This window comes from Streptomyces sp. SID3343, assembly GCF_009865215.1.
Classification (GTDB): domain Bacteria; phylum Actinomycetota; class Actinomycetes; order Streptomycetales; family Streptomycetaceae; genus Embleya.
On record NZ_WWJX01000915.1, the window covers coordinates 1 to 11,475 of the forward strand.

The 11,475-nt window shown below is 70.2% G+C and carries 9 protein-coding genes and 1 pseudogene; 9 read left to right on the forward strand and 1 reads right to left on the reverse strand.

Annotated features, from left to right (window positions below; translation table 11 throughout):
- Nucleotides 1-820, forward strand: a pseudogene (locus tag GT354_RS28530) (ABC transporter permease); the annotation flags it as partial.
- A gap of 239 nt (nt 821-1,059) precedes the next feature.
- On the opposite strand, the gene GT354_RS28535 reads toward GT354_RS28530, so the two are convergent.
- A complete protein-coding gene (locus GT354_RS28535; RefSeq protein ID WP_161359252.1) occupies nt 1,060-2,490 on the reverse strand; it encodes a sugar porter family MFS transporter in 1,431 nt (476 codons plus the stop codon).
- Nucleotides 2,491-2,656: 166 nt separating this feature from the next.
- On the opposite strand from GT354_RS28535, the gene GT354_RS28540 reads away from it, so the two are divergent.
- The 8 genes from GT354_RS28540 to GT354_RS28575 form a co-directional block, all read left to right on the forward strand.
- Nucleotides 2,657-3,202 carry a VanZ family protein gene (locus tag GT354_RS28540; protein ID WP_346012217.1) on the forward strand — a complete coding sequence of 182 codons (546 nt, stop codon included), beginning with the start codon at nt 2,657-2,659 and terminating at the stop codon, nt 3,200-3,202.
- 166 nt (nt 3,203-3,368) lie between these two features.
- Complete coding sequence (locus GT354_RS28545) at nt 3,369-4,580, forward strand: ROK family transcriptional regulator (RefSeq protein WP_161359254.1); 1,212 nt, start codon at nt 3,369-3,371, stop codon at nt 4,578-4,580.
- A 229-nt stretch (nt 4,581-4,809) separates the two neighbouring features.
- Complete coding sequence (locus tag GT354_RS28550) at nt 4,810-6,162, forward strand: ABC transporter substrate-binding protein (RefSeq protein WP_346012218.1); 1,353 nt, start codon at nt 4,810-4,812, stop codon at nt 6,160-6,162.
- Nucleotides 6,163-6,221: 59 nt separating this feature from the next.
- Entirely contained in the window at nt 6,222-7,220 is a 999-nt protein-coding gene (locus GT354_RS28555; protein ID WP_237535546.1) for a sugar ABC transporter permease, read from the forward strand.
- Nucleotides 7,221-7,257: 37 nt separating this feature from the next.
- Nucleotides 7,258-8,160, forward strand: a complete 903-nt coding sequence (locus GT354_RS28560; RefSeq protein ID WP_161359255.1) for a carbohydrate ABC transporter permease — start codon at nt 7,258-7,260, stop codon at nt 8,158-8,160.
- The gene (locus tag GT354_RS28565) at nt 8,157-9,437 is read left to right on the forward strand and encodes a 6-phospho-beta-glucosidase (protein ID WP_161359256.1); all 1,281 of its coding nucleotides are present in this window, start codon (nt 8,157-8,159) and stop codon (nt 9,435-9,437) included. Before GT354_RS28560 ends, GT354_RS28565 begins: the two co-directional genes overlap by 4 nt.
- A complete protein-coding gene (locus GT354_RS28570; protein WP_346012219.1) occupies nt 9,425-10,453 on the forward strand; it encodes a BadF/BadG/BcrA/BcrD ATPase family protein in 1,029 nt (342 codons plus the stop codon). Before GT354_RS28565 ends, GT354_RS28570 begins: the two co-directional genes overlap by 13 nt.
- A gap of 365 nt (nt 10,454-10,818) precedes the next feature.
- A partial coding sequence (locus tag GT354_RS28575) for an MFS transporter (protein ID WP_161359257.1) occupies nt 10,819-11,475 on the forward strand: 657 nt, incomplete at its 3' end.

The following is an 11,475-nucleotide window of genomic DNA, read 5'->3' on the forward strand; positions in this document are numbered from 1 at the left end:
GCGTGACATCGGCGCGGGGTTCGTCGCGCCGCGCCCCGGGCCCCCGAACGCGCCCGCCTCGCTGACCGGTGCCTACGGCCTGGCCTGGCGCCTCCAGCGCGGCACGCTCGTGGCCTGGATCGCGAGCTTCGCCTTCACCGGCGCACTGTTCGGCAGCATCGTCGACGGCGCGGACGACCTGGTCGGCAAGAACGACCAGACCCGCAAGATCATCGAACGCATGGGCGGCCACCAGTCGCTCACCGATTCCTTCATGGCCACGCTGGTGGGCCTGTTGGGCCTGATCTGCGTCGTCTTCACGACGGCGGCCGTCCTGCGGCTGCGCACCGAGGAGACCGAGGAACGCGCCGAGCCCGTGCTCGCCAACGCGGTCGGCCGGCTGCGCTGGGCGGGCGGCCACGTGGTCGTCGCCTACGTCGGGACGCTGCTCGTACTCGGCGCCGGCGGGCTGACGATGGGCATCGCGTACGGTATCGCGGCCGACGACGTCGGCGGCCAGGTCCCGCGGGTGCTGGCCGCGGCCCTGGCCCAGGCCCCCGCCGTATGGATCCTGACCGGCCTCGCGGTGCTGGTCTTCGGCGCCTTCCCCCGCCTGACCGCCGCGGTGTGGGGTCTGGTCGCGATCGTCATCGGCATCGGCTGGGTGGGTCCGGCCCTGGACCTGCCCCAAGGGGTGCTCGACGTCTCGCCGTTCGGCCACCTGCCCAAGCTGCCGGGTACGGACTTCGTCGCCGCCCCGTACATCTGGCTCCTGGCCCTGTCCGTCCTCCTCCCGGTGGCCGGACTCACCGCCCTGCGCCGCCGGGACATGGGCAAGTAGGCCACCGAAAGGGTGACTTCCGGCCAAGCGCCGAACCCGGATCCCACCGGCCCGGGCCGACTCGGAACCCACCGACCCGGGTCGGCCCCCTTCCCACCGACCCGGGCCGGCCCGGATCCCACCGGCCCGGGTCGGCCCGCCCTCACCCCACACCCCGACCTGCGACGGCAACCCCACGCCCCACGCCCCACGTCCCGAGTCCCGCCTCCCGCGTCCGCTCGCCGCCGCCGCCCCCGCGGTCAGCCCATCTCCTCCAGCGTCTTGCCCTTGGTCTCCTTCACGAACCTGAGCACGAACGGGATCGACAGGACCGCGAAGCACGCGTAGATCACGTAAGTGGCCGAAAGGTTCCAGTCGGACAGGGTCGGAAACGACACCGTGATCGCCCAGTTGGCGATCCACTGGGCCGCGGCGGCCACGCCGAGCGCGGCGGCGCGGATCTTGTTGGGGAACATCTCACCCAGGAAGACCCACACCACCACGCCCCACGAGAGCGCGAAGAACAACACGAACGAGTGGGCCGCGATCAGCGCGACCGTGCCCTCGGTGTCCGGGAGCTTGATGCTCTTGCCCTGGCCGGTTCGCGCCGAGAACGCCCACGCGACGAGGCCGAGCGAGACCGCCATGCCCGCCGAGCCGATCAGGGCGAGCGGTCGCCGACCCACCCGGTCCACGAGGGCGATCGCGATCACGGTGCCGATGATGTTGATGATCGACGTCGTGAACGAGTACAGGAACGAGCTGTTCGGGTCGATGCCCACCGACTGCCACAGCGACGCCGAGTAGTAGAAGATCACGTTGATGCCGACGAGTTGCTGGAAGACCGAAAGCCCGATGCCGATCCACACGATCGGCAGGAAGCCGAACCGACCGCCGAGCAGATCCTTGAACGTGGACTTGTGCTCGCGGCGCATCGCGTCCTCGATCTCGTGCACTCGCGCGTCCAGGTCCACGTCGGAACTCTCCACCTCCGCAAGCACCTTCTTGGCCTGTTCCACGCGCCCCACCGAGATCAGGAACCGCGGCGACTCCGGGATGGCGAACGAGAACAGGCCGTACAGCACCGCCGGCAGCACCATCACGCCGAGCATCACCTGCCACGCCTCCAGGCCGAAGATCAGCTTCCCGCGCTGGTCGTCGTCGGCGAGGTTGAGGATGCCCCAGTTGACGAGTTGCGAGACCGCGATGCCGGTGACGATCGCCGCCTGCTGGAACGAGCCCAGGCGCCCTCGATAGGCCGGCGGCGCCACCTCCGCGATGTAGGCCGGGCCGATCACCGAGGCCATGCCGATCGCGATGCCGCCCAGTACCCGCCACGCCGCCAGGTCCCACAGGGCGAACGGCAGCGCCGAGCCCACCGCGCTGATCGCGAACAGCACGGCCGAGATCTGCATGCATCGGATCCGGCCGATCCGGTCGGCGATCCGGCCCGCGATAGCGGCGCCCACCGCACAGCCGATCAGCGCCGCGGCGACCACCTGCGCGAGCAGCCCGGAGCCCACGTCGAATTTGCCGCGGATGCCCTCGACGGCGCCGTTGATCACCGAACTGTCGTAGCCGAACAGGAAGCCGCCCATCGCCGCGGCGGCGGTGATGAAGACGACGTGACCGAGATGGTCCGTGTAGGGCGCCCCGCCCGAATGCCCGACCTCCGCTGTGCTGCCGGCCATCGCCGCCTCCTGTGCTCGTCCCATCGGCGCCGCCGTCGCGCCGATCCACGGGGTGCCGTGGTGTCTGGGCTTTTACTGTTGCCCGACTTCCCCGGACTAACCATTCGGATGCGCCCGGATGGCGCTTCCCGCGTGCGACTCGCGCAAGTGTCGGTACAGTCCCTGCGTGGGCGGGGTGTGGCACGAGTGGGGCGCGGTGTTGCTGACGTGCGCGCTCGCGCTCCCGGTGGGCGTGGCGCTCGCGGTGTTTCGGCCCCGGACCGCGGTCGCGGTCGGCATCTTCGCCGGGACGGCTCCGTGGGTGTGGATGGTGCTCACCCCCAAGGGCCACGGGCGCGCGGTGAGCGCTGTGCCGCTGCGTGACCTGATCACGGTGCTCGGGGCGGATCCCACCACGGTGGTCGTTCAGGTGGGCGCCAACCTGCTGATGTTCGCCGCGCTGGGCTTCCTGCTTCCGGTGCGCTCGGCCTCGTTCGCCGGTCACGCGGGGCTGTGCCGGGTGGCCGCCGTGGCGGCGGTGGCCTCCACGACCCTCGAAGCGGCGCAGTGGGTACTGGCGATCGGCCGGGTTTCGTCGGTCGACGACGTCCTGCTGAACACGGCCGGCGCCGTCGTCGCGGCGGCGATCTCGCCGCGTCGATGGATCGGCCGCCACGCCGCGCCGGCTCCCGGGCAGGCGGGACCGGGACGGCCGGCTCGCGAAATGGGCTGACCGCGTCCCACGCCGTTCCGGCCCGGCCCGACGGCCTGGCAACTCCCTTGCCCAGCCCGGCCGGACCGGCTCCGCGAGAACTCTTGACAGTGCCGAGAGAGCGGGCCTACTTTCCTCTACAACTCTTAGGAAGGTTTCCTAACAGTGGGGGAAAGGATGGTCGTCCATGGCCGGAAGCACCGATCGCGGCGCGGGAGCGTCGGGGCGGGAGCAGGCCGGACGGCCGAGCCTTTTGCGCGCCATCAACGACCGGGCCGCGCTCGAACTCCTGTTGCGGCACGGGCGGCTGTCCCGGGGTCAGATCGGCTCGATGACGGGCTTGTCCAAGCCGACCGCCTCGCAGTTGCTCTCCCGCCTGGAGGCGGCCGGCCTGGTCTTGGGGGTCGGCACCACCGAGGGCGGCCGAGGTCCCGGCGCCCAGCTGTACGAACTCAACCCGGCGGCGGGTCACGTCGCGGGCCTGGACGTCACGCCCGCCCGGATCAAGGTGGCCATCGCCGACCTGACCGGGCACGTGGTCGGCGAGTACGAACTGCCCACGTCTCGCAAGGAAGCGGCGGACACTCCGAGCCGGATCAGCGAGGCCGTGCGCGCCGCGGCGGCCCCCGCGGGACTGGACATCGCCGATCTCGCGCACATCGTGATCGGCATCCCCGGCGCGTTCGACCCCACCAACGAGCAGTTCCGCTACGGCCGGCACCTCGCCGGGTGGCACTCCCCCGGCGTGCTGGACAAGATCCGCGCCGAGGTGGGCGTCACGGTCGACGTCGAGAACGACGTCAACCTCGCGGCGATCGCCGAGCAGCGCGACGGAACCGCGCGTGACGGCGGCGACTTCGTGCTGCTGTGGGTCGACGAGGGCATCGGCTGCGCGATCGTGCTCGGTGCCCGACTGCATCGCGGCTCCACCGGCGGGGCCGGCGAGGTCGGCTACATGCCGCTGCCCGGCGCGCCGTTGCCGCACGACGTCGGCCGGCGCAACACCGGCGGATTCCAGCAACTCGCGGGCGCGCCCGCCGTACTGTCCCTGGCCCGCGCGTACGGCGTGGGCAGTCGCAGCGCGGCGCAGGCGGTCGCGCGCGCGGTGCGTTCGACCGACACCCGCGGCGGCGCCTTCCTGGACGAGTTGGCACACCGACTCGCGGTCGGCCTCGCGGTGATCGTCTCCGTCCTGGATCCCGGGCTCGTCGTACTGTCCGGGGCGATCCCCCTGGCCGGCGGGGAGGCCCTGCGCACGCGCGTGGTCGAGGACCTCCATCGACTCGCGATCGCCCGCCCACGCGTCCTGCTCGGCAACGTGCCCGACGACCCCGTCCTGGCCGGCGCCGTACACGCGGCCCTGGACGTCGCCCGCGACGTCGTGTTCACCACGGCCTGAGCCCTCTTTTACGTCAACACCCGGTACGGACAGGGCAGTTCACGCACGGATCGACACCGCATCACGCGGCGGAGCACAACGCCACCCGGCACAGCGCGACCCGGTACGGCACCCCGGTACAGCACCCCGGCAAGGAACGGTACGTCCCCGAGACCGCACACACCCCGTGCGGCACGGCCCCCCGGCGTCGCGCGGATCGTCCGCGACGCCGTCTCCGGAGGAGGACCCAGTGCACAGAAGAACCCCACGGCTCGGCCGCAAGACCGCGACACTCGCGTGCGCCGCCACCCTGGCCCTGATGGCGTCGGCGTGCGCCGGCGGCGACGGCGGAGGCGGTACCGGTGCCGGTGACGCGCCCGACAAGAAGGTCACCATCACCTTCTGGCACGGCTGGAGCGCCGAGAGCGAGACCAACGCGGTCAAGGACCTCGTCGCGAAGTTCAACGTGACGCACCCCAACATCAAGGTCAAGATCGTCTCGAACGTCACCGACGACAAGATCACCCAGGGCATCCGCTCCGGCAAGGGCCCCGACGTCGTGTCCTCGTTCACCACCGACAACGTGGGCCAGTTCTGTTCGTCGGGCTCGTGGACCGACCTCGCGCCGTGGCTGACCCAGTCGAACATCGACGTGAACACCACGTTCCCCAAACCCGTCCTGGACTACACGCAGTTCCAGGGCAAGCGCTGCTCGCTGCCGCTGCTGGCCGACTCCTACGGGCTCTACTACAACAAGGACATGTTCGCCGCCGCGGGCATCACCGCGCCGCCCAGGACGCTGACCGAGTTGACCGAGGTCTCGAAGAAGCTCAACCAGCTCAACGGCGACGGCTCCTTCAAGGTCGCGGGCTTCGTACCGACCTTCCACGCCTACGAGTTCACCCCGGGGCACACGCTCGCGCAGTTCGGTCCGACCTACCAGACCCCCGACGGCAAGTCGAACCTGGGCAAGGACCCGATGGTCCCGCAGTTCCTGGAGTGGCAGAAGAAGTTCGTCGAGTCGCAGGGCGGCCTCGACAAGCTGGAGAAGTTCCGCAGCACGTTCGGGCAGGAGTTCTCCGCCGAGAACCCGTTCCAGACCGGCAAGATCGCGATGACCATGGACGGTGAGTGGCGCACCGCGATGCTCAAGGAGCAGGCTCCCGATCTCAACTACGGCACCGCCCCCTTCCCGGTCCCGGACGACCAGGTGGACAAGTACGGCCGCAGCTACCTCGCCGGCACCGTGATCGGGATCGGTAAGGGAAGCCATCACCAGCGCGCGGCCTGGGAGTTCGTCAAGTTCGTGACCACGGACACCGATGCGTTGAACTCGTTCGCGGGGGCCATCCACAACGTGCCCAGCACCAACGCCGCGCTCGCCGCGTCGCCGTTGGCCAACGACGAGCACTTCAAGCCGTTCATCGACGCCTTCAAGCACCCGGCCAGCAACACCACGCCGGCCAGCCCCAACGGCGGCAAGTACCAGGTCACCTTCCAGGAGTTCGCGTACAAGTGGGAGGCCGGTCAGGTCTCGGACCCGTCCAAGGGGCTCACCGAACTGGATCACCAGATCGACACCGACGCGGCTCAGGTGAAGTGATTCCGATGCTCGAACTCACGCACCCCACACGGCTTTCGGTCCCCAGGAGGGTGTGAGTGATGGCCACGACCACACCTACCGCGGTGCAGGCGAAGGCAAAGGCCCCGGTGGCGAAGGTTGCGGTCTCGGCGGCGCTGCGGGCGCAGCGCCGCCGGCGGAACCTGCGCACTCTCGCGTTCCTGTCGCCGTGGATCATCGGGTTCTCGATCTTCTTCCTGTACCCGCTGTGCGCGACCGTCTACTACTCGTTCACCCGCTACGACCTGATCAATCCGCCCGAGTGGGTGGGCCTGCGCAACTGGAACTACGTCCTGAACGACTATCCGCCGCTGTGGCAGGCGATGCGGAACACGTTGTGGCTGGTCGTGGTGATGGTGACGCTGCGGGTGACGTTCGGCCTCGGCCTGGGGATGCTGGCGATCCGACTCAAGCGCGGGGGCGGGCTGTTCCGGACGCTGTCGTATCTGCCGTATCTGGCGCCGCCGGTGGCGGCCACGATCGGCTTCGCGTTCCTGCTCAATCCCGGCACCGGGCCGGTGAATCACATCCTGGGCAACCTGGGCCTGCCGCAACCCGGTTGGTTCAGCAATCCGGACTGGTCCAAGCCGGCCCTGACCATGCTCGCGGTGTGGGGCATCGGTGACCTGTTGGTGATCTTCACCGCGGCGCTGCTCGACGTGCCGCGCGAGCAGTACGAGGCGGCCGAACTCGACGGCGTCGGACCCTGGCAGCGCTTTCGCTACGTGACGTGGCCGGCCATCACGCCGGTGGTGCTGTTCGCGGTGGTGACGGGCGTGATCCAGACCATGCAGTACTACACGCAGGCGATGGTGGCCGGGAAGGTCTCCAGCGGGATCATCGGCAACTCGGGCCAGCCGTTCGAGCCGGGATACCCGCAGGGCACCACCCTGACGCTGCCGCAACTCGTGTACCAGGAAGGCTTTTCGACCTTCAACACGGGAGCGGCTTCGGTCCTGTCGCTGATCCTGTTCGCGATCGCGATGGCCTTCACCTTCCTGCTGCTGCGGCGCCGTTCCGGCCTGCTCGACGACGACTGACGGCACCTCTCTACGACGACTGAAAGGGATCGGATCCATGGCCCAGACCGTCACGGCCGCGGCCGTCACCGTCGTGGCACCACCCGCCCCGCGCAAGAGCGCGCCGAGCGGCCGGCGCAAGCGCGTGTTGACCTGGATCGGTGTGCACGCGCTCGCCGTTGCCGCCGTGCTGTTCTTCATTCTTCCGTTCGTGTTCTTGTTCCTGACCTCGGTGATGAGCAACAAGCAGGCGCTGACCAGCGATCTGTGGCCCACGTCGTGGGAGTGGGGCAACTACACCAAGGTGATGCGCACCCCCGGGTTCGGTACGTGGTGGCGCAACACGCTGATGTACGCGGGCCTGGGCACGTTGTTCACGGTGGTCTCCAGCCTGCCGGTGGCCTACGCGTTGGCGAAGTTCCGCTTCCGCTTCCGCGGCGTGGCATTGATGCTGGTCATCTCGTCGATGATGCTGCCGCCCCAGGTGATCATCATCCCGATGTACATCTTCTGGGCCAAGCAGATGCACCTGAGCGGGACGCTGTGGCCGCTGATCATCCCGATGGCCTTCGGCGACGCGTTCACGATCTTCCTGCTTCGGCAGTTCCTGCTCACCATCCCGTCCGAATACCTGGACGCCGCCCGGGTGGACGGCTGCGGCGAGTTGCGCATCCTGATCTCGATCGTGGTGCCGATGATCCGCCCCGCGATAGCGGCGGTCGCCCTGTTCCAGTTCTTCTATTGCTGGAACGACTACTTCGGACCACAGGTGTACGCGTCGGAGAATCCGGGGGCGTGGACGTTGTCCTACGGCCTGGAGTCGTTCAAGGGCGCGCACCAGGTCAACTGGAACCTGATGATGGCCGCGACGCTGCTGGTCATGGCGCCGGTGATCCTCGTGTTCTTCTTCGCGCAGAAAGCCTTCATCGAAGGCGTTACTTTGACGGGAGTAAAGGGTTGAAGCTCGCGGTGGTGGGCGGCGGTTCCACGTATACGCCCGAACTGGCCGACGGCTTCGGCCGGTTGGCGGAAACCTTGCCGATCGACGAACTGGTCCTGGTCGATCCGTCGGTGGAACGGCTCGAACCGGTCGGCGCCGTGGTGCGCCGGATCCTGGCCCGCTACGGTCACCCGGCCCAAGTCACCCTCACCAGCGATCTGGACGCGGGCGTCGAGGACGCGGGCGCGGTGCTGTTCCAGCTCCGGGTGGGCGGTCAGGAGGCCCGCGCGCGTGACGAGGCGTGGCCGCTGGACTGCGGGTGTGTGGGCCAGGAGACCACCGGCGCGGGCGGGTTGGCCAAGGCACTGCGCACGGTGCCGGTCGTCCTGGACGCGGCCGAGCGGGTTCGCCGGGCCGCGCCGAACGCGTGGCTGGTCGACTTCACCAACCCGGTGGGCATCGTCACGCGCGCGCTGCTGGACGCGGGTCACCGCGCGGTGGGGCTGTGCAACGTCGCGATCGGCTTCCAGCGGCGCTTCGCCGCGCTGCTCGGGGTCGCGCCGGAGCGGGTGCGGCTCGACCACGTGGGCCTGAACCATCTCACGTGGGAACGCGGCGTGTACCTCATGGACGACGACGGCGTGCCCGGTCCCGATCTGTTGCCCGGGCTCCTCGCGACGCACGGCCCGGAACTCGCCGCCGAGGTCGTGCTCCCGGTCGACCTGATGCGCCGTCAGGGCATGGTCCCGTCCTATTACCTGCGCTACTTCTATGCCCACGACGCGGTGGTCGCGGAGCAGCGGCACACCACGTCCAGGGCCGAGGAGGTGGCCGCGATCGAGCGCGAACTGCTCGACCTGTACGCCGATCCCACCCTCGACACCAAGCCCGCGCTGCTCGAACAGCGCGGCGGGGCCTACTACTCGGAGGCCGCGGTGAACCTGGTCGCGGCGCTGGCCGGGACGCACGAGGGCGAGGGCGTACAGATCGCCGACGTGCGCAACCGGGGCACGCTGCCGTTCCTGCCCGACGAGGCGGTGATCGAGGTGCCGGCGCTGGTGGACGTCAACGGCGCGACGCCGCTGCCGGTGGGGCCGGTGGGGCCGTTGCAGGCGGGACTGATCGCGCATGTGGCGGCGTACGAGGAACTCGCGCTCGACGCGGCGCTGCGGGGTGGGCGCGACCGGGTGTTCGCGGCGTTGCTGGCGCACCCGTTGGTGGGCCAGTACGACATCGCGGAGGCGCTGACGGATCGGCTGTTGGCGGAGAACAAGGAGCACCTGCCGTGGGCGCGGTGACGGCCTCGTCCCCCATCGTGCTGGCGATCGACGCGGGCAACTCGAAGACCGACGTCGCGGTGGTGACGGCGGAGGGCGCGGTACTGGGGCGCGGCCGCGGCGCGGGCTTCGCGCCGTACCTGCTCGGCGAGCACGAGGCCGTCGACGTGGTGGCCGCGCTGGTGGAGGACGTCCTGCGGTCGGCGGGGGTGAGCGAGCCGGTGGAGCATGTGGCCGCCTATCTCGCCAACGTCGACCTTCCGGTCGAGGAGCAGCGGCTGCACAAGGCGGTCGAGGAACGCGCGTGGGGCCATACGGTCACCGTCTCCAACGACACCTTCGCGGTGCTGCGCTCGGGCACGGGCGCGCCGCGCGGGGTGGCGGTGGTGTGCGGTGCGGGGATCAACTGCGTGGGTCTGCTGCCCGACGGGCGAACCGCCCGCTTCCCCGCCCTCGGCCGGATCACCGGGGACTGGGGCGGCGGGATCGGCCTCCTGGAGGAGGTCATGTGGTCGTCGGTGCGGGCGGAGGACGGCCGCGGCCCGGCGACCGCCCTCGCCCGGGCCACCGCCGCGCACTTCGGCCGGCCGACGGCAACGGCGGTGGCGGAGGCGGTCCATCTGGGTGCCTTGGACGAGAAGCGCCTGCACGAGCTGGTCCCCCTGCTGTTCCGGGTCGCCGACGCGGGCGACGAGGTGGCCGAGAACCTGATCGGCCGTCAGGCCGAGGAGGTCTCCCTGCTGGCCATCACCGCCCTGGGCCGACTGGATCTGCTCACCGAGGCGGCCGACGTGGTTCTGGGCGGCGGAGTCCTGGCCGCCCGGGAACCACGCCTGATCACCGGCGTCGAACGCCGGATCCTCAAGGCTGCCCCGAGAGCCGTGATCCGCATCGCGGTCGACGCCCCGGTGGTGGGCGCGGCCCTCCTGGGCCTGGACCGCCTACGCGCGGACGGCCGCACCACGATCCCCGACCCCCAAGAAGCCGAACGAAAACTCCGAGCAGCCCTACGCATCACCCAACCGACGAGAACCTGACACCCCAGCAACACCCGGCCCCAGCGGAGGGGAAGCCGACCCAGCCGCGGGCCTCCCCCGGGAGCCCCGCGGCTGCCCCACACCCCGCGGCTGTCCCACACCCCGGGCCACGGGGCCTGACGGGGCCGCCCCCGTCGAAGTAAACCCGCAGCCAACACCCCCAACGCAACGGGTGGTGCGGGTGGGAACCAAAAAAACCCACCCAAAACCCCACCGCAACCCACAACACCAACCCCCGACAACCCACCAGGGCCATGCGGCCACGAACAAGGCGGACCGGCCCCGACCAGGCTCCCGCACGGCCTGGAAGGGAACGCCATGGGCGCCACCAAAAACTCCGGACGGCGCACAGCCGCCGACCCCGCATGACGAACTCCGCCCCGCCGACGCTGACCCGAGACCGCTCGACCTGGTTCCTCTATCTCCACATGGCCGCGTTCGGCTATTTCCTCTACAGCTTCGGCCCCTCCGTCGCGCTCCTGGGCGACGACCTGCGCATCGGCAACGCCGTGGCCGGCCTGCACAGCACCGCCTACGCCGGCGCCGGCATTTTGATAGCCCTGCTCGGCGACCGCCCGATGCGCCGCTTCGGCCGAGGCCCGACCCTGTGGGCCGGCTGCGGCCTGCTCAACGCCGGCGTCCTCGCGTACTGCCTGGCCGGTACGCCCGCCGTGTCCCTCGCCGCGGCCCTGCTGTGCGGCTTCGGCGCCTTCCTGGTCGTCAACGTGGCCGGCACCGCGCTCGCCGACCATCACGGCTCGGCAGCCGGCCCAAGCGCGCTGAGCGAGGCGAACGGCCTGGCCGCCGGCGTCGGCATGGTCGCCCCGCTGCTGATCGGCGTCCTGGACTCCGGCCCGGGCTGGCGCTGGGCCATGGCCGTGGTACCTGTCCTCTTCGGCACCCTCGCCCTCACCCTCGGCCGCACCAAAGTCCCCGACACGGCGCCGGCCACCCCACACCCGCAAACCCACCCAAAGCCACCGACCAACGCGACCGTCACCACCGACACGAACCCACTCACC

Coding starts and splice junctions, on each gene's coding strand:
- GT354_RS28555 (WP_237535546.1), top strand. CDS start 6,222: ATGGCCACGACCACACCTACCGCGGTGCAGGCGAAGGCAAAGGCCCCG.
- GT354_RS28535 (WP_161359252.1), bottom strand. CDS start 2,490: ATGGCCGGCAGCACAGCGGAGGTCGGGCATTCGGGCGGGGCGCCCTAC.
- GT354_RS28545 (WP_161359254.1), top strand. CDS start 3,369: ATGGCCGGAAGCACCGATCGCGGCGCGGGAGCGTCGGGGCGGGAGCAG.
- GT354_RS28560 (WP_161359255.1), top strand. CDS start 7,258: ATGGCCCAGACCGTCACGGCCGCGGCCGTCACCGTCGTGGCACCACCC.